The following is a 19208-nucleotide window of genomic DNA, read 5'->3' as shown; positions in this document are numbered from 1 at the left end:
TGAGTGAAAAAACTGATCCATGCGCTTTTACTGATCTTCAATGTGACCCTTGTAACGGGACAAACCGATTTTTGCCGGAAATCGACTGAAGGCATCAACTTCTGGTTTGGTTTTATGGAAAGCCGGAATTATAACGTCAAACACGTTATTGAAATAACCGTTACCGCCAGAGAGACCACCGATTTTCAGATCTTCATCGGAAGAGATGAAGTTCCGTTTAATGGCGTTTACACGGTTCAGGCCAACAACAGTCTTCGTATTGAGATTCCCTGGGGCATGGTGGAGGCGATCGGCTCAGAACAAATCGAGAATAAAGGGATCAGATTGGTGTCGGAAAAACCGGTTAACCTTTATGCACTTAACTGGGATATCAATTCGTCGGATGTTGCCGTGATTTATCCGGTCGAATCGCTTGGAAAAGAATACTTTGCCATGTGTTACGAACCCCACATTCACGAGAACGGCGGAAATTACGGAAACGGGAGAAACAGCCAGTTTTTGATTGTGGCCTGCGAAGACCAGACGCAGGTTTCCATCGTGCCGTCGAAAATTACCCATAAATTGGCTAATGCCGGCGATACCATGAAAGTCATGCTCAGCAAGGGCGAGATTTTTCAGGTGCAGTCGATGAACCGGGTAAACCTTACCGGGCAAGGCGATTTAACGGGAAGTTATATTTTAGCCAATAAGCCGGTGGCATTCTATTCCGGGGCGCTGGCGACAACGGTTCCGGTAAAACCGGGTGTTTCGGCCTGGGATCACCTGTACGAACAAATTCCTCCGGTTTATTCGTGGGGAAGAGAATATTACGCGGTCCCTTTAAAATCGCGGGAACAGGATGTTTACCGGATCATGGCGGCCCGGGATGGCACAACCGTTTACATTGACGGTTTTCCTCCAATCTTGTTAAACCGGGGAGAGTTTGAGGAAATCGTGCTGTTTTATAACCAGCCCCGGAGAATTTATGCCGAAAAACCCATTCTGGTTGCCCAGTACAGCCAGTCCCAGTCGGTCGACTTTAATTTTACCGGCGGAAACGGCGACCCGTTTATGACCATTCTCAGTTCAACCAACCAGGCAAAAAATGATGTTACCTTTGTTGCGTATGATTCAGATCAGATTAAGAAGTATTTTGTCAATATCATTACGCTAACCGGGGAAACCGGCAATATTTTACTCGATGGCACATCTGTTCAAAGCTCCTTTACGCCTTTTTCAGACGGTAAATATTCCTGGGCGCAATTGGATATAAATCCGGGTACCTACCGGCTTCAAAATACCAATCAAAACCGGGGGTTCCTTGCCTACGTGTACGGCTTCGGGGGCGTTGAGTCGTATGGTTACGGGGTGGGGTTTAACCTTGACCTGGTTCTTGATCTGGGAGAAAGTGTCGATTTTCATGGAGATACCCTTTTACTTTGTTACGGCGAATCGCGCACGCTCGATGCAGGGCCGTATTTCGACACCTATCGCTGGAATACGGGCGATTCAACCCAAACCCTGACCGTTACAACGGGCGGGAAGTATGCGGTGAAAACCACTACAATCGACGGCTGTGAACTGGAGGATTCCATCATCGTGTATGTCAGTCATCCGGTGGTTAACCTGGGAATTGATGAGGATGCCGGATGTTTCCCCTACTCGGTTACACTGGATGGAAATAAAGGGTTCAAAAAGTATTTGTGGCAAAACGAATTTGGCGATACGCTTTCAAGCTCGCAAACATTCGATGCTGATTATACCGGTGAATTCAGGATTACAGTCTCAGATAAATACAACTGCGTGGCCCGCGATACGATGAGGTTGGTGGTCTATCCTGTGCCGACGGTGAAAATCGCCGGGGAACAACTGCTATGCGGGGAGCAGAACAGCCAGCTTACCGTTTCGGTTGAAGGAGCCGCTGAATCGCTTTGGAATTATGAAGGAAGTTTTAGCTGGTCTGCCAACAAACCTGCTTTATTGACCTTCTCGGAAGAGCAATTGACATCGGTTAAACTTACGGCTTCCGAGTGGGGAACTTACGAAATTTATTACCGCCTGAAAACCATCGACGGATGCGAGGTGGCTGATACATTTCAGGTTCGTTTTCATCAACAGCCGACATCCCATTTCAACTTTGAAGATGATGCGGTTTGCGAGGGATACAGCAAAAAACTGCTTTTCACCGGCGCGGCCACCGACAGCGCCTCCTTTTACTGGGATCTGGACGGATGTATATTTACCGATACCCTGGCTTGGGACCAATATCGTGTTTCGGTAGGGGCATTTTTAAGTAAGCCGCCTTACATCAGTCTGTTTATTGATGACCACGGATGCAGGAGCGATACCACGATCCAACCATTGGGCGCTAAACCCAATTTTATCATGCAGGCCGACCAGTTAAGAGGCTGCGACACATTAACGGTTAACTTCTCGGCCATCTTGCTGACCGATGATTTTGTCAACTTTCAGTGGAAGTTCGACGACGGAGAAATTATAAACCGTCAGCATGCTACGAAAACCTACGAATCTCCGGGTTTTTATCCGGTAAGCCTCACCATTACCAATCCGGTTACCCGATGCCAAAACGGGTTTACGCTGGATAGCATGATCCGGGTATTTCCCACGCCCCGGGCGTCGATTGTTGCCGACCCCGGTATTTGTTACGATGATTCGGCCCGCGTTTTTTATGCCAATGCGACTGACTCGTCGGTTTACTACTGGGAATTTGACGGGGCCCGGCAGGTGGGCGGCAAGGATGATGCGGTTACCGTTTTATTGGACGAACCGATGGCAACGGTCCGTTTACGGGTCGAAGAATACGGCTGCATTAGCCAACCCGCAGAAATCGGCATAAAAAGAAAGCCGCGTTTCGATTTTTTTGCTGAAAATGAACAAGGCTGTCAGCCGTATGCAGTTGAAATTTTTGCTGATGCGAAAGACAGCGATTTAAGCTTTTTGTGGGTGACTGATCATGCAACTGATCTGACCGGGGAATCTCTGTTTCTTAACCTGCCTGATCCCGGGAAATATGATCTTGCCCTCATCGGACTGTCATCGGCAACAGGCTGTTCTGATACGCTCTACAAATCCGGTTGGCTATGGGTTCATCCAAAACCCAGGGCTGATTTTGATGTTAATTTTCCAATTGCCACGATTGAAAATGCCGATATTTTGTTCTATAACCATTCACAGAACGGAGATTACTATTCCTGGGACTTTGGCGACGGCAGCCTATCGGCCGATCCAAACCCGGCCCACACTTATGCAGAGCTTGGGGACTATTATTCGCAGCTGGTCGCCGAATCTGTTTTTGGGTGCAAGGATACAGCCAACCTGCTCATTAAAATCATCCCATTTAACGTTTATTCGCCCAATGCTTTTCGTCCCGACAGCGACATCCCCGAGAACCGCACATTTATGCCGGTGGGCCTGGGCGCCGATAATTCCCGCTTTAACCTTCGGATTTATGACCGTTGGGGGCAAATTGTTTTCGAAACCGGTACGCCGGATAATCCGTGGGATGGAACAAACAAAAACGGGAAACCCGCTCCTATGGGCAATTACGTCTGGATGGCCACTTTCCATGATATCCAGGGGTATGAGCATAAGCAAAAAGGGCAGATCCTTTTAATTCGTTAACCGGAGATCAGGAACCATAAAAAGGGTTATTGCACCCCGAAGCTGTCGTCATACGGACTGAAAAACGGAAGTTCGTAATTCTTGCGGGATTCTTTTAACAAAAAGGTAAGTGAAATTTCGCTGGTGCCTCCTGAGGCGGCTGAAAGCCCGGACAATGTCCAGTCGTAGCTGTAAGTAAATTGCATCCGCTTATTCACGAAACCCACCAGCAAAATCATGGCATCATAACGAATCCCAAAATTCTGCCGGAACCAGGCCCCTGCCGTTAAACCATGCTTCATGGCAAACATACCGTAATTGATTTGCGTTGAAACGCCCTGCTTTTGAGCAATCAGTTGTGGCGATACATCAAATTTCCGGCGCAGATGGCCATATCTGAAAACCGGGAGCCTGGCCCCCGCATGGGCCGTGTATTTTCGGTCGAGTTTTCCTTGCTGGTCGCTTCCGGTACTATATGACATTTTTGGTTCGGTGAGGTGATGGAGGGCCCCTCCGAAAAATAGCCGTTTGCTGTAGACCAATAATCCTGTTGAAAAATCAACAAAGGAATGATTAGGCTCCGTGATGACCTCGGCCGTTGAACCATGATGTCCGTAGTTTATATCCAGATTATCCGCAAACACCAGTTTATTCACATCAATCGAGTTTTGGTTATACCCGCTTTGAAGTGCACCGTGTAGTTTAAACGCTTCGTTCAACCGGATGTAAACGGAATAGGAACCATTAATTTGAAACGAGTTCAACATGTTCCCGGCCTGGGCATCATTTAAAACATGAATACCAATGCCACCCTGCAGAAAATTAACCGGGAGGTCGATTGCAGCGCTATAGGTCGTATAAGCCTGGTCAAATTGTTGCCACTGGTCGCGGTATTGCAGGGCCACCCTTGGTACGCCTGCAGAGCCTGCAAAAGCCGGATTCAAATACAAGGGGTTGGCATAATACTGAGAGAACGAAACATCCTGCCCGAATACAACCGGAAAGCCGGACAACAACAGGAAAAAAATGATTAGTCCTGTTTGATGATATGTCCGGTTTTTTTTTCCATTCCTCATTGCTTAAAAATAATCAAATGAGAAATACAGCCAACGGAAAGCAATAAAAAAGAAACGATTATTTCCGAGGCGTTGACGGACGGAGAAAACTACGATTACGCCGAATCAGGACCTCCCCGGTTTGAACAGCAGTAAAATATAAAAGCAGAAGGGTGGGAGACTGGTCTCTTTTGCCTTCTGCTTTCGTTGGTATTACGTGTTAATCCACCCTTATTTCACACCCGATTTTATCAGGATATATTCCAGCGGGCAAAATTTGGTAAATGACGACTGGAGCAGGTTAAAACCCACGAAGCCGGCCAAAAACAGCCAGTCTGGATGAACAAAAACAGCTAACAGCACACTCACGCTAACGAGTGTTCCGGCTACGGCACGAATAATTCTCTCTCTCATCTTTCAATTGGTATTAGATTAAACAAACTTTTCAACTCCAACAATGTAGGCGTTTATCGGGCTGATGTCTTCAACAGTCTGGTTAAACTGCTCAATCCGTTTAAGCAACTCATCTGCCTTATCGGCCGCCAAAAAGGTAAAGGAGACCATATAACTGTACGGATTTTTTGTGGATGCGAACCAGTTGTTCAGATCCGATTCACTTTCCACATTTTTCATAAAGCCTTCCACGTTAAATTCGCTGTAGGCATTGATCTGAATTGAATTCAGTATTTTATTCAGTTCCTCGTGGTACGCTTTCACGCATTGGATAATTACAAATTTCATTTTTCTCCGGTATTAAGGTTGTTATCAGATTGGTATTTCTTTCTTTCGGTCATATAATAAATCAGGGGGACAATCACGAGCGTTAAGACGGTCGATGCAATGGTTCCGCCCATCAGTGATATGGCCAAGCCCTGAAAAATGGGATCAAACAGGATGACTACAGCGCCGATGACCACTGTTCCGGCCGTGAGCAGGATAGGCGTAGTTCGGACGGCCCCGGCCTCAATCACAGCTTCTTTCAGCGGGATGCCGTCGTTGAGCCGCAGGTTAATAAAGTCGATCAGCAGGATGGAGTTTCGGACCATAATTCCTGCCAGGGCGATTAAACCGATCATGGAAGTTGCGGTGAAGAAAGCTCCCATCATCCAGTGACCGACCAGGATGCCAACCAGCGACAGCGGAATGGCAATCATCATCACAAAGGGTACTTTAAAGTTTTGAAACCAACCGATGATCAGCATGTAAATAACCAGAAGGACAACCGCGAAGGCCGTTCCCAGGTCGCGGAAAACCTCGTAGGTGATCTGCCACTCGCCATCCCACTTCAGGCTGTAATCTTCCTGGGTGAAGGGTTGTTGGTTGTACTCTTCACTGAGCTTGTAGCCTTCGGGCAGCTGAACGGTTTCCAGCTTTTTCGACATGTCGAGGATGGCATAAACCGGGCTTTCCAGCTTTCCGGCAACGTCGGCCGTTACATATACCACGCGTTTTTGGTTTTTCCGGTAGATGCTTTTTTCCTGTAAGCCTTCTTCAAGCTCAATCACATCGCCCAGGGCGACTGCCTTGCCGGATTGGCTCATGATGCTCAACTTTTTTAACTCGTTCAGGCCGGAGCGGTTTTCTTCATTCAAACGAAGCGAAATACCTACCTGTTCCTGCTCTTTCTCCTGGTAAAGCTGGGCTACCTCGTATCCGCTCAACGCGATTTGCAGGCTTTGCAGCACCTGTTGGCTTGAAAGACCGTTTAAGGCGGCTTTTTCTTTCAGGACGTTGAAACGGTATTCGGTTTGGTCATCCTCCATGTGCCAGTCGATGTCCACCACGTCGGTTGTCCCGGCCAAAATAGCTTTTACCTGGCGTGCGACATCGATTTGAACGTCGCGGTCGGGGCCGTAAATTTCGGCCACCAGGGTCGACATGACCGGCGGCCCGGGCGGGACCTCAACCACTTTTACATTGGCCTGGTATTTTTTACCCAGTTCCTGTAAATGGGGGCGCATGGCTTTGGCAATATCGTGACTCTGAAGTTTCCGGTCGCCTTTGCCTGTCAGGTTAACCTGAATATCGGCCACATTCGGTCCCTGGCGCAGGTCGTAATGCCTCACCAGCCCGTTGAAGTTCATGGGCGAAGCCGTTCCGACATAGGTTTGATAATTCACCACGTTTTCCTGGCGGGCAATAAAGGCGGCCAGCTCTTTGGCAACCACAGCCGTACGTTCCAGCGTGGTTCCTTCGGGCATGTCAATAATTACCTGAAACTCGTTCTTGTTGTCAAACGGAAGCATTTTAACGGCCACCATTTTAAAATAAAGCAGGGTCATCGACGCCAGGAGCAGTAAAGTGACACCCAGGATAAAGATCCACCGTTTCCAAACGGATTCCAGTAAGGGGCTGATTGTTTTCGAATACAATTTGTAAATGAGGGAATCTTCCAGGCGAAAGGCTTTTTTGTACGTATGTTCTTCTTTCTCTTTCGTGCGAAGCAGGCGATAAGCCAGGTAAGGCGTAATGGTTAACGCCACCAGCAGGGAGAAGATCATGGCAATGGATGCCCCGATTGGCATGGGGCTCATGTACGGACCCATCAGCCCTGATACGAATACCATCGGCAACACGGCTGCGATAACCGTGAAGGTAGCCAGAATGGTGGGGTTGCCCACCTCATCGATTGACCGGATGGCTGCCTGGATAAACGGCAGCTTTTTCATTTTGAAATGCCGGTGCATATTCTCGGCGATGATAATGGAATCGTCGACCACGATACCGGTCACAAATACCAGGGCAAACAGGGTGATCCGGTTGAGGGTATAATCCATGAAATAGTAGCTGAACATGGTCAGGGCAAAGGTGATGGGTACCGAAAGGAATACGACCAGCCCTCCGCGCCAGCCCATGGCCAGCATCACCACAAAAGTGACCGAGATAATGGCGCCAAACAGGTGCATCAACAATTCCGACACTTTGTGCGAAGCGGTTTCTCCATAGTTTCGCGTTACTTCCATCTTCACGTCTTCGGGAACCAAGGTCTTCTCCAGTATTTCTATTTTTGAAAGGATCTCGTCGGCCACGCGCATGGCATCGGCGCCCCTCCGTTTGGCTACCGAAATTGTCACAGCCGGGTATTCTCCAGGGAACGACGATTTTCGGGAATCTATTTGGGCGTAACCAAATTCAACATATTGAACGGGTTCTTCCGGACCGTCGACAACCTCGGCTACCTGTTTCAGGTAAACCGGATGATCGCGATAAACGCCGACGACCAGGTTGGCAACGTCATCGGATGTTTTCAGGAACGCGCCTGCTTCAACCAGGTATTCCCGGTCGTTCTTGTTAAACGAACCGGCCTGAAACTGGGCATTGGCCAGTTGAATTTGTTGGGCAATGCCGAGGGCATCCACTCCAAAACCTGCCATCTGTTCGTTATTCAGCTCCACCCGGATTTGCCGGGAACGGCCCCCGATAATTTTTGTACCCGATACGTCGTTGATCTGTTCGATCTCGTTGTTGACTTCCTGTGCAATTCTTCTCAGGTCGTAGTCGTCGTAGGTTTCGCTCCAAAATGTCAGGCCAAGCACCGGAACATCGTCGATTGATCGTGTTTTAATCAGGGGAAAACTGGTTCCCTGCGGCATTTGGTCCATGTGTTTCATGATCTCGTTGTACATTTTTACCAACGAGCGTTCCACATCTTCACCCACGTAAAACTGAACGATCAGCATGGCCTGTCCGGGCATGGAAGTGGAGTAGACGTATTCGACGCCTGTAATATTCGACACCACCTTTTCAAGCGGCTGGATCACCCGTGATTCAATTTCCTCGGGACTGGCCCCGGGATATCTGAAAAAGATATCGGCGATGGGTACATCAATCTGGGGTTCTTCTTCCCGGGGGGTTAAGTAAGAGCTGTACATGCCGATGGCCAGAAAAGCGATCATCAGCAGAGGTGTCAGCTTTGAGTTTATAAATTGTTTGGCAATACTGCCTGCAATTCCTGTCTTCATGTTTTTGTTGGTTTAATATTGAACTAAGGCGCCATCGTGTAACTTTCCGTCGACCGACAAAATGAATTTTTCCCCGTCGGAGAGCCCGGAAAGGACTTCGATCGAATCTCCGTGTGTTTTTCCTGTTCTGATCCAGCGCAACAGGGCAGTTTCATTTTGACTGACTGTATAAAGTCCGGTCAGTTGCCCCCGGTTGACCAAAGCTTGCTGAGGCACCAACAGGGAAGACTGGGTCCCTTTTTCGTAGATCACCCGGGCAAACATGCCGCTGAACAGGAGGCTTTCCTGTTCCGGGCCCGGGGTCAGCATAATTTTAGCCTCGAACTGGGTCCCGGTACTGGTGGCCGAGGGGTTAATTTCGGTAATGACGCCGTTAACGGTCAGATTATTCAGCGCGTTGAACTGCACCTTTACCTGATCGTTTAGCTCAAGTTGGGCAATACTGCCTTCGGGGATCCGGGCGAGTACTTTCCATTGGCCGGGGTTTTCAATCGACAGCAACGGGATGCCCGGATTAGCCATATCCCCTTCGCGGACAAACTTCCCGGTAATAACGCCGGAATACGGGGCCCGAAGATCGGTATAACGAAGCGATTCTGTGACTTCGGCCTGCATTTGGCGGGCGGCCTCCAGCCGGGCCTTAATCATCCGGTATTGGGTGCGGATATCGTCCAACTCCTTATCAGTGGCGCTGTTAGTGGCGTGGAGCGCTTCAAAACGCTTCAGGTCCTTTTCTGCACTTTCAAAAGCGGTGGTGGCTTCGAGAATACTGGCTTCAACCTGTGCTTTTTTTGCCTGGATATCCTGGTTGCGGACTTGCAGCAGCAGGTCGCCTTTTTTGACCGCCTGTCCAGGGCGCACATAAATTTTTTCGATTTGTCCCATTGACCGTGTGCTTAGCATGGATTGGCTTTCGGCTTCCAGCCTCCCTGAGAAACTGTATGTTACCGGGTATTCGTTAACCATTGCTACGGCTACGCTGGCCGAAACGCGGGGGCTGTCATCTTTAGCTTGCTGTTTTTTGTTTCCGCAGGACGATAAGGTGATTATTCCTGCAGCAACAAACAGGACAAGCAGATTATGCTTTCTGATAATTGTTTTCATTTTAAAGTAGCGTTTATTCATTAAATTTCTTTTTCGAGTAAAAGTTCCATTTCGAAAATGGCTTGTTTGTAATTGTATATGGCTTGAATGTATTCCAGCTTTTTTTGAGACGATAAAGCTTCTGAGATCAGCAGGTCGGTGGTTTTTTCCAGGCCTTGTTTAAAGCGTTCCGTCCGGATGCGGAGCGATTCTTCGGCTTGTTCTTTGGCTAATTTACTTGATTGGATTTGCCGATAGCTGAGTTCCAGTGTCCGGTTTGCCCGGTTTAATTGCAGTTGGCTTTGAGACAGGTAATCGTTATACCCCAGGCGGGCTTCGTCGAGGCGGGCGGTAGCCAGTTGGACGCTTCCGGCATTTTTATACCCGCTGAACAGGTTCCAGCTCAAACTGGCGCCAACCAGGTAGTTTTCGGCCGAAGTGCCCATGAATTTTTTATCATTCCACTCGTAACTGCCAAACGCATTCACACGGGGGAGAAATTTCATTTTTTCCGATTTGAGCATATTTTCACCGGCTTCAATTTGTTTTTGCCAGGCTTGCAGGTCGGAGCGTTGTTGGATGGCTTCGGGATGAACGCCGGCAACAAGCTGTGCAGGGCTGATCACCAGGCTGTCGGTGGTGGCAATGGTAGTTCCCAGATCGAGACCAAGCAAATGAGCCAGGTATTCATTGGCCGAATGGTATTGGTTTTCGGCTTCCAGCAATTGGTTCCGGCGTTCTTCCAGCCGAACTGCTGCCTCAAGTACATCTGCCTGCCTGACAAAACCCTGCGCTTCGTTGTCTTTAGTTAATTTTAGGGTTTCTTCGGCCAGATTCACCGATTGTTGGATCACTCTCACCGATGACTGGGCCAGTTCGAGCAGATAATAAGCGGTTTTTACTTCGTAGCGGATGTTTTCTTTCACGCGGTTTGTTTGCAGACTTGCCGCTTCGTACTGACTTTTTGCCGCTTTTCGCGCATAAATGCCATCCAGGTTAAGCAGAGGTTGGCTGAGTTCTATTTTAGTGTTAAAGTTTTCAATCCCGTCCGGGTCATTCAATACCGAGGGGTCAAAGTCGACCTGACCGACGATTTCCTGTTTCAGTTTAAATCCAAATGTGGTCAGCGGGTCGTTGGTTGAAACCCCGGTATGGCTGACCGATAAACCGGGTAGAAACACCGAGTTGGTCATCCGGTAGGAGCTTCGGGCTGCCAATTGCCTGGCCTCGGCGCTTTGTGTCGTCAGGTTGTTATTCCCGGCAATTTTTAGCGCGTCTTCCAGGCTTAATTCCATCGTTTGGCTGAAAAGCGTGAATGGAAATCCCAGAATTGCCAGCAGGACTAAAATTTTTACTCTTTTTTGCATACCTAATATTCTAATTTAATGGTTTTATATTTTATAAAAACAAATTTTCAAATGCAAATATATAAAAATATAGATATATAGATATAGATAATTGCATGAGCTGATCCTGAATTCAGGCATATCGGTTGTCTGAATAGGAGATATAAAGACATAAATGCCTTATTATCAACATGGAATAATTATCTGTTGAACGTATGGATAGTTGCAGGTAAATGTTAAATTTTCATTACCCCGCCGGTCCTGTTTTCTTGTCGCAAAGATTAACAAGGGAATATACGGGCCATCAGCAAGTTAGTTTCTGAAATTTGCCGGGTAAACCGTCAGGAAGCTTGACAATTTGCTTGCTTTTTTGATTGGCTTCCATGTTTTGTGCGGATTAGGAAAACTTTCGGAGAAATACGACCAGAATTGTTTCATCTTCATCAGCGCCTGCCCTTCATTGGTAAAGGCACGGAGGTAGTTTTCGAGGATTTGCCGGTGAAATGCCTCTTTGATTTCCGCTTGTTTTTGGGGGTCGGGGTTTTTTCCCAGTAGTTTGTCAACCAGGAACGGATCGGTCAGAACACCCCGTCCGATCATCCAGACCTGTTGTTGAGGCGCCAGTAACCGGATTTCTTCCAGGTCGTCGGCAGTTTGAATGTCGCCGTTGTAAACAAGCGGACGCTGTATGATGGCCGAAAGGTCAGCGAAAAGGTTCCGGTTGGCTTTTCCTTTATACAGTTGCCGCGCTGTTCTGGGGTGGAAGATCAGCTTCTCGAAAGGGTAGGCTGTCAGCAGTTCAATCCGTTCGAAAATAGTTTGCTCGCTGGCAAGTCCCGACCGGAACTTGACGGATACGCTAAAGTCGTATTCTTCGAACAGGACGTCCAGCACCTGTCTCAGCTCATCTTTCCTTTCCAGCAGGCCGGTCCCTTTCCCTCTGTTGGTGGCCATCGGATAAGGGCAGCCCAGATTAAGGTTTATCTTTTTGTAGCCAAAATTTTTCAGGATGTCGGCCAGCTGTCTCAACTCGGCCGGACTTCCGCATAAAACCTGGGGAACAACAGGTACGCCGGCATTATTTTCGGGCAGGATGTCGCGGTATTGGCTGTTCCTGATTTTATTTCCCGGCCCGACGGTCAGGTATGGAATATAGTATTCGGCTATATTTCCGAATGTTTGGTGGTAACATTTCCGAAACACGAAATCGGTAAAACCCTGTAAGGGGGCAAGCAAAAAGGACTGGCTCAAAGGCATCGGTTAATAAATTTTTATATCAAAGGTAACAGCTTCTCTTTTTTGACCTGAGAAATAATTATTTTTGCAGGAAGTTACAGAAAGAAAATGACAACTTGGCTGGAATGTTACAAACATCACTTCCCAAAGATACCCTGTTAAGGCAACTTCACCAGGCAGTTGAAATTGAATCTTCCCAATCGCTTGACGTTTCCAGGCAACTTGTTGCCCCGGCAGAAATTCGTGCCGACTCGGCCAGCCGGTCGGGCGAATTGCATCAAAAATCGAAAAATACAGAGATAACGCCTGCTGCATGGAGAAGAGGCCTTACGATAGAAAAGGAGAAATCTGTTGTGATGCCGCCGGTTTTGCCGATTCAGCCCAATGAGATTGTTCTGTTGACCCAACAAACCGAAACGCCCCGGCTGATGTTGCCCGAACGAAAAATTGAACGCGACACGCCCGACTGGGTGACGGGGCTTATCATTCTGGTGCTGGTGATATTTGCATCCGTTCGTTTGTTCTTTGGCAAATACCTGGGGCAGTTGTTTAGTTCGTCTGTAAACTTCTCAACAGCCTCGCGCATGTTCCGGGAACGATCTGTTAGTCTCACACATGCCTCATTCCGGCTTGATGTGATTTTTTACCTGGTTTTTAGTTTGTTCATGTTTCAAACCCTGGAGGAGTTTTACTTTGATTTTCACAAACACAGTATCCTGACTTATTTATTTACCCTGGCCGGCGTTTTGGTTTATTACGGGCTGAAACAGCTGGCTTATTACCTGCAGGGCAGCATCAGTGAGTGCTTGCCCGAAACGCAGGAGTATATCTATCATATGAACCTTTATAACAGGTTGGTGGGTTTGGTTTTGTTGCCCGTTAGCCTTGTTGTGGCTTTTGCACCATTGTCCAACCCGGGCTGGCTCATTATTTTCGGGCTCATTGTCGTCGGGTTCTTTTACATTTTGCTACTATTTCGAGGGACAAGTATTTTATTAAGAAAACATTTTTCAATATTTTATTTGATTTTATACCTTTGTACCCTTGAAATTTTACCATTAATATTCATCTACAAATTGGTGTTGGTATAAGTTAGTGTATAACTTTTAAAAAGGAAGATATCTTGAAAATCAAGAAAATATTAGTTTCACAGCCAAAGCCTGAGTCCGCAAAATCCCCATATTTTGATTTAGCAGAAAAAACAAGTATCCAGGTTGACTTCCGTCCGTTTATTCAGGTGGAGGGAGTTTCTGCTAAAGAATTCAGGCAGACACGGATCCAGATTCTGGATCATACGTCCGTCATCTTTACCAGCCGTACAGCCATTGATCATTTTTTCCGGATCTGCCAGGATATGCGTATCACCGTTCCGGATACGATGAAATATTTCTGTATTTCCGAAGCAACTGCCTTTTACCTGCAGAAATACATTATTTACCGGAAAAGAAAAATATTTTATGGAAGCGGAAAATTTGCCGACCTGATTGATGTGATGAAAAAACACAAGGAGGACAAATTTCTGGTGCCCTTGTCGCATATTCACAAACAGGAAATTCCTGAATTGTTGGATAAGGGTGGTTTTAAGTATACCAAGGCCATTCTTTACCGTACTGTAAGCAGCGATCTGTCCGATTTGAAAGATGTGAACTACGATATTCTGGTGTTCTTTAGTCCCTCCGGAATAAAGTCCTTACAGCAAAACTTCCCCGACTTTAAACAGAACGACACGAAGATTGCTTCGTTTGGCCCGAGTACGGCCGCTGCCGTAAAAGAAGCGGGTTTAAGGCTGGACATCGAAGCCCCTACGGTCCAGGCGCCATCCATGACCATGGCCCTGGAGCAATTTATCAAAAAGCATAACAAAGCGAAATAACCGGAAAAACAGATAATCAGAAAGAGGGGAAATCGCTTCCCCTTTTTTTATTGTATTTTAGACGTTCAATGAGCGAATTCAGCTTAAAAAGGGAAGAACGGCTTTGCAGCCGGAAAGCCATCGAAACATTGTTTTCTGAGGGAGAGACTTTTTTTATCTTTCCGGTGAAGGTGGTTTACCGGAGGACATCACTTCCGGCCGCTTACCCGGTTCAGGCTGCTTTCTCGGTTTCGAAGAAGAATTTTAAGCGGGCCGTTAAACGTAACTTCCTCAAACGGCGAATGCGCGAAGCTTACCGCTTAAACAAGTACGGCTTATACCAGGCTGTACCTGAAGGAGAGCAACTTTCCCTGATGTTTATTTACGCGGCAAAAGAGATCAAAGAATACGGGTTGATTGAAAAGACGATGAAGAAAGTCCTCGCCCGCCTGGCGGAGTTGGTTAAACTAGAAAGGGAGGATTAACAAAAAAAGAGGATCAAAAAAGCCAGATCAAAGGTTGTTCTTTCCAACTTTTTTGATACCCTCCCGGATGCTTTTCAAACCGTATTTTTATTCTTCATCCATGATCTCTGTTTGCATACGCACGGAATCTTCGTGGATAAGCTGAAACAGAATTTGTACAAATGTGCGGTTGAGGTTAAGCTTTTCGCCCAGCGCCAGGCGGTTGTTCATCAACTCGGTCCAACGGCTGATTTGCAGGGCAGTCACATTATTTTCTTTTTTATACTGACCAATCTGGCGGGCAATATTCATTCGCGAAGCCAGCACTTCCAATAATTCGGCATCCAGCGCGTCAATACGTCCGCGAAGCAATTCCAGTTGATTTTCAAACTGTTTATTCTCGACAGAGGTATGGCGGATGATCAGTTTATCCAGAATTTTCCCCAGTTCGGCCGGCGTTACCTGCTGGTCTTTATCGCTTAAGGCACACGAAGGGTCTCGGTGCGACTCCAGCATTAATCCTTCCATACCCATATCGAAGGCTTTCTGCGCAATTTCGTACAGGTACTCGCGTTTTCCGGCAATGTGGCTCGGGTCGCAAATCACCGGCAGGTTTGGCATTAAGCGCCTGAGCTCGATGAATGTTTTCCAGCCCGGGTAATTCCGGTATTTGCTTTCGCCCATGGGGGTAAAGCCGCGGTGAATTCCCACCAGGTTTTTGATGCCTGCCTGGCTAAGGCGTTCAAACGCCCCGATCCACAGCTGGGCATCGGGATTAACCGGGTTTTTCACCATCACTACGGCGTCGGTCCCTTTTACAACATCGGCAATTTCCTGTACCACAAACGGGCTGGCCGTTGAACGCGCCCCAATCCACAATACGTCCAATCCGGCATTCAGGGCTTCTTCGGTGTGTTGCGCGTTGGCCACTTCCGTTCCGACGGGCAGGCCGGTCTCTTTCTTCACTTGTTGTAACCACTTCAGCCCGATTGATCCGACCCCTTCAAAACTACCCGGCCGGGTCCTTGGTTTCCATACGCCGCCGCGGAACACGAAAACCCGCGGATCCTTTGCCAGCAGATGCGCCGTTTCCAGTGTTTGTTCTTCTGACTCGAGGCTGCATGGTCCTGAAATCAACAGCGGGTTGTTCAGTTTGGGCAGCCAGGCTTTAATCGGCCTGATGTCTAATTCTATTCCCATTTTATTTTGTGTAAAATTTAACAATCGTTTCTTCGTTTTTTCTGAGCGAGGGGTTGTTTCCTGCCAGAATTTCCCTGATTTTATTGGCATTCTCCATGAGTTCGTACATTCTTTCCTCATCATGGGCAATACTTTCCTTGAATTCAATCAGGTGTTTGATGTACACTTCGAGCGATTCAACAACGTAAGCTTTGTTTTGTTGAAAAATTGGTCCCCACATGCTTGGTGAACTTTTAGCGAGGCGAACAGTGGACCGAAAACCACCACTGGCCAGGTCAAAAATAATCGACCGGTCTTCTTTGGTCTGGACGGCATTTGCCAGCGCATAAGCAGCGGCATGGGGCAGGTGTGAAATGAAAGCCGTACTGTGGTCTTGTTCATCCGACGACATGTAGGCTATGTTCATCCCGATGGCCTGGAACATCTTTTCAATCAGGGCGAGGTGTTGAGGCCCGCTTTTCTCATGATCGCAGATGATGGTAATTTTACCGCTGAATAAGCCTTCGAGGGCTGCCTCCGGCCCCGAGTTTTCGGTTCCCGACATGGGATGTGCCGCGATATAATTCCTGCGTTTGGGATGGTCTTCAATCATCATGGCAATTTCTTTTTTGGTTGAACCCAGGTCGGTTACGGTGGTCCGGTCGGAAACCAGGTCGAGTACGACAGGCAATAAGTCCCTGATCTTATCGACCGGAACAGCCAGAATGACCAGGTCTGCTTTCGGAAGGGCTTCTTCCAGTGGCAGTATTTCATCAACCAGCCCGATTTCCAGCGCTTTTGCCGCATGTTCGGGGCTGACTTCAACCCCGGTAAGACAGGCGGCAAATTTGGTTTTTCGTAAATCCCTGGCCATCGATCCGCCAATGAGTCCAAGTCCGATAATGCTTACATTCATGTTACATAGGATTAAAAAAAGAAGGTCCCGATTTAATCGGGACCTTCTTGTCAGTTATATTTTTCACTTTTTAACAAAACATTACTGTTCGACCCCGTTTGATGAACCGAAATAATAAAACCAGTAATAAAAAGAATTGTTAAAAAGCATGTCTCAGCACTTTCAATTTGCGAGCAAATATAAGTATTTATTTTAAGATCAAAATTTTTTCACAATTTGTTTTTATAATTTTTCGGGATGGACTCATCCTTCATATGCTATTCCGGCCGATGATTATTTTTTCGGCCGATTATTTGGTGGCCAATCGGGTAGGGCTGCCGGGAGGAGAGAACCGAATGATCGGGTTTTCAACCGGATTTAAGGTTTTTAAATACGCATAAATCGCTCTCAGATCGTCTTTTTCCATCTTCCCGTATAAGGTCCAGGGCATCACGGTCTTAAAATCATCCGGCCCCACCTTTGGGGCGATAAACGACGAGTCGGCATAGGCTTTAAAGCGGGCGATGAATTGTTCTTCGGTCCAGCTGCCAATGCCGGTGACCGGATGCGGCGTGATATTGGCCGATCTGATCACTGATCCGTCGGGCAAATGAAATTCCAGTCCTCCCGCGTAAGGTTCTCCCAAAGGTCCGTCGGGACCCATCAGCGTGTGGCAATCGGCGCAGGACGCGGCCGTGATCATGTATTTTCCGTAAGCGGGCAAATCTGACTTTGGCGGGATCTGTCTCAACGCGGCTTTTTTGGGAATCGTATTGATAATGATGTTTACCGGAAAGTCGGGTTTTGACGGCTCCACATCATGCTCAATCGGGTCCAGGGTTCGCAGATAGGCAATCACGGATTTGATATCTTCCTCGTCCATTTGCCCGTAATTTGGGTATGGCATGATCGGGAACAAAGTCCGGCCGTCTTTTGAAACACCGGAGGTGATGGCCCGGAAGACTTCGCCGTCGGTCCAGCCGGCCAAATTCTGAGGCGTGATGTTTGGGGCAACAAATTTTCCGGGTAAGCCCATGCTTTGGTCAAACACTTCGCCTCCCTGCCCCAGGGTATGCGGAATCAGGGGAGCTGAAAATAAGGAATAGTTTCTCTGTGAGTGGCAGTCCATGCACATCATCACATGATGGGCCAGGTAGTGGCCGCGTTCAACCCGCTCCGGTGTGATTTCCACCTTCATATCCGGGGCCGGGCCAACGTCGGGAAGCATGATTTTCAGGTAACCGATTAAGGTTATCAAACCCAGGATCACAATCCCGGTAAGAGAGAGCAAGATTTTAAGTAGTCTCTTTTTCATACAAATAAATATTTAAATGATTAATAAAGGTATAATCTTGCTTTGGGTGAGTATAAAGGAGGATAAATAAAAGACAAAGATATCCTATATTATAGATCTTTACAAGTTGTCCGCGCGGAATATTTCAATTTCTGACCGGATATCTTCTCCTATTCGGCAAATTAATTTCATCTTTGTTTTCCGAAAATTAAGGCGACAGCATTTTTATGGCAGTAATCAGTTTAAAGTCGGTCAGAAAATACTTACCCGATGGGTTCATCAGCAGTATGATCCTGATGATTTTTTTGGCTTGGCTGATTCCGGGAATTGGAAAAGCAGGCAGCGCCATCGAGTTGAAGGCGCTGATCCGGTACGGAAACAGTTTGTTGTTTTTTTTCTACGGATTGCGCTTAAGCCCCGAAAAATTAAAAAACGACCTGAGCAACTGGCGGTTACATGTGCTGATTCAGTTAATCACCTTTCTTGTTTTTCCGCTTGTCGTCTTGCTGTTTCGTCCTTTACTGAAAGGCGCTGAAGGGGAGATTTTATGGTTGTCGGTTTTCTTTTTGGCGGTGTTGCCTTCCACGGTATCCTCATCAGTGGTGATGGTTTCGATTGCCAAAGGAAATATACCGAGCGCTATTTTTAATGCCAGCATCTCAGGGGTCATCGGGATCCTGATTACGCCAGCCTGGATGGGCTTGTTCCTTGAAAAACAAAATGAGGCATTTGCCTTTGCCGGCGTTTTGAAGGACCTGGCACTGCAAATACTGATCCCGCTTTGTCTGGGTCTTTTCTTGCACCGGTTCTGGGGAGGCTGGGCCAGGCGTTACAACAGCTATATCAGTAAATTCGACCGGTCGGTGATTCTGCTCATCGTTTACCACAGCTTCAGCAATGCCTTTATGAGCGATATTTTCAGCAGCATCCGGATGAGTGATTTGCTGGGCTTATCGGCGAGTGTGATCCTGCTTTTCTTTCTTATTTTTGAAGGAACCAAACTACTTACCCGCCTGCTCCCCTTCAAGCGGGAAGACCGGATCACGGTTTTGTTTTGCGGTTCCAAGAAATCGTTGGTTCATGGTTCGGTGATGGCCAGCGTATTGTTTGCCGGTTCCGGGTTGGGCTCCTTATTTTTGGTTCCGGTGATGATTTACCATGCTTTTCAGCTTTTTTACATCAGTATTGTTGCCCGTCGTTACGGGAATGAACTGAGGCCTCTTTCAGAATAAATTCATTTTT

The 19208-nt window shown here is 47.4% G+C and carries 15 protein-coding genes; 5 read left to right on the top strand and 10 right to left on the bottom strand.

Going from position 1 to position 19208, the window contains the following annotated elements; genetic code table 11:
* Positions 1-3: 3 nt before the first annotated feature.
* Positions 4-3621 carry a PKD domain-containing protein gene (locus ACOIT5_RS06780; protein WP_423129718.1) on the top strand — a complete coding sequence of 1206 codons (3618 nt, stop codon included), beginning with the start codon at positions 4-6 and terminating at the stop codon, positions 3619-3621.
* 26 nt (positions 3622-3647) lie between these two features.
* Here the strand turns inward: ACOIT5_RS06780 and ACOIT5_RS06775 are convergent, their stop codons facing one another.
* The 7 genes from ACOIT5_RS06775 to ACOIT5_RS06745 all read right to left on the bottom strand — a co-directional run bounded on the left by ACOIT5_RS06775 (position 3648) and on the right by ACOIT5_RS06745 (position 12297).
* On the bottom strand, positions 3648-4676 hold the full coding sequence (locus ACOIT5_RS06775) for a PorP/SprF family type IX secretion system membrane protein (protein ID WP_423129717.1): 1029 nt from the start codon (positions 4674-4676) through the stop codon (positions 3648-3650).
* Between the two features lie 210 nt (positions 4677-4886).
* Positions 4887-5069: a YgaP family membrane protein gene (locus ACOIT5_RS06770; protein WP_423129716.1), complete on the bottom strand. Its 183-nt coding sequence runs from the start codon at positions 5067-5069 to the stop codon at positions 4887-4889.
* An 18-nt stretch (positions 5070-5087) separates the two neighbouring features.
* Complete coding sequence (locus ACOIT5_RS06765) at positions 5088-5396, bottom strand: hypothetical protein (protein WP_423129715.1); 309 nt, start codon at positions 5394-5396, stop codon at positions 5088-5090.
* Complete coding sequence (locus ACOIT5_RS06760; RefSeq protein WP_423129714.1) at positions 5393-8617, bottom strand: efflux RND transporter permease subunit; 3225 nt, start codon at positions 8615-8617, stop codon at positions 5393-5395. Before ACOIT5_RS06760 ends, ACOIT5_RS06765 begins: the two co-directional genes overlap by 4 nt.
* Positions 8618-8629: 12 nt before the next feature.
* The gene (locus ACOIT5_RS06755; protein WP_423129713.1) at positions 8630-9721 is read right to left on the bottom strand and encodes an efflux RND transporter periplasmic adaptor subunit; all 1092 of its coding nucleotides are present in this window, start codon (positions 9719-9721) and stop codon (positions 8630-8632) included.
* A 20-nt stretch (positions 9722-9741) separates the two neighbouring features.
* The gene (locus ACOIT5_RS06750) at positions 9742-11067 is read right to left on the bottom strand and encodes a TolC family protein (protein WP_423129712.1); all 1326 of its coding nucleotides are present in this window, start codon (positions 11065-11067) and stop codon (positions 9742-9744) included.
* A 291-nt stretch (positions 11068-11358) separates the two neighbouring features.
* Positions 11359-12297, bottom strand: coding sequence for a tRNA-dihydrouridine synthase (locus ACOIT5_RS06745; protein ID WP_423129711.1), 939 nt, complete (start codon positions 12295-12297; stop codon positions 11359-11361).
* A gap of 110 nt (positions 12298-12407) precedes the next feature.
* Between ACOIT5_RS06745 and ACOIT5_RS06740 the strand changes: the two genes are divergently transcribed.
* The 3 genes from ACOIT5_RS06740 (at position 12408) to ACOIT5_RS06730 (ending at position 14619) form a co-directional block, all read left to right on the top strand.
* The gene (locus tag ACOIT5_RS06740; protein WP_423129710.1) at positions 12408-13373 is read left to right on the top strand and encodes a DUF4271 domain-containing protein; all 966 of its coding nucleotides are present in this window, start codon (positions 12408-12410) and stop codon (positions 13371-13373) included.
* Positions 13374-13405: 32 nt separating this feature from the next.
* The gene (locus ACOIT5_RS06735; RefSeq protein ID WP_423129709.1) at positions 13406-14155 is read left to right on the top strand and encodes a uroporphyrinogen-III synthase; all 750 of its coding nucleotides are present in this window, start codon (positions 13406-13408) and stop codon (positions 14153-14155) included.
* A gap of 68 nt (positions 14156-14223) precedes the next feature.
* The gene (locus ACOIT5_RS06730; protein WP_423129708.1) at positions 14224-14619 is read left to right on the top strand and encodes a ribonuclease P protein component; all 396 of its coding nucleotides are present in this window, start codon (positions 14224-14226) and stop codon (positions 14617-14619) included.
* A gap of 87 nt (positions 14620-14706) precedes the next feature.
* Here ACOIT5_RS06730 and ACOIT5_RS06725 read toward each other — a convergent pair whose 3' ends face one another.
* The 3 genes from ACOIT5_RS06725 to ACOIT5_RS06715 form a co-directional block, all read right to left on the bottom strand.
* Positions 14707-15798, bottom strand: a complete 1092-nt coding sequence (locus ACOIT5_RS06725) for a chorismate mutase (RefSeq protein WP_423129707.1) — start codon at positions 15796-15798, stop codon at positions 14707-14709.
* Between the two features lies 1 nt (position 15799).
* The gene (locus ACOIT5_RS06720; protein WP_423129706.1) at positions 15800-16693 is read right to left on the bottom strand and encodes a prephenate dehydrogenase; all 894 of its coding nucleotides are present in this window, start codon (positions 16691-16693) and stop codon (positions 15800-15802) included.
* 289 nt (positions 16694-16982) lie between these two features.
* Positions 16983-17987, bottom strand: coding sequence for a c-type cytochrome (locus ACOIT5_RS06715; protein ID WP_423129705.1), 1005 nt, complete (start codon positions 17985-17987; stop codon positions 16983-16985).
* Between the two features lie 206 nt (positions 17988-18193).
* Here ACOIT5_RS06715 and ACOIT5_RS06710 point away from each other — a divergent pair, with 206 nt between their 5' ends.
* On the top strand, positions 18194-19198 hold the full coding sequence (locus ACOIT5_RS06710; RefSeq protein ID WP_423129704.1) for a bile acid:sodium symporter family protein: 1005 nt from the start codon (positions 18194-18196) through the stop codon (positions 19196-19198).
* Positions 19199-19208: the final 10 nt, after the last annotated feature.

The sequence above is a fragment of the Gaoshiqia hydrogeniformans genome (assembly GCF_049347105.1).
Classification (GTDB): Bacteria; Bacteroidota; Bacteroidia; order Bacteroidales; family Prolixibacteraceae; genus Gaoshiqia; species Gaoshiqia hydrogeniformans.
Note: the sequence above shows the minus strand (reverse complement) of the source record. Positions and strands in the feature narration are given on the sequence as shown.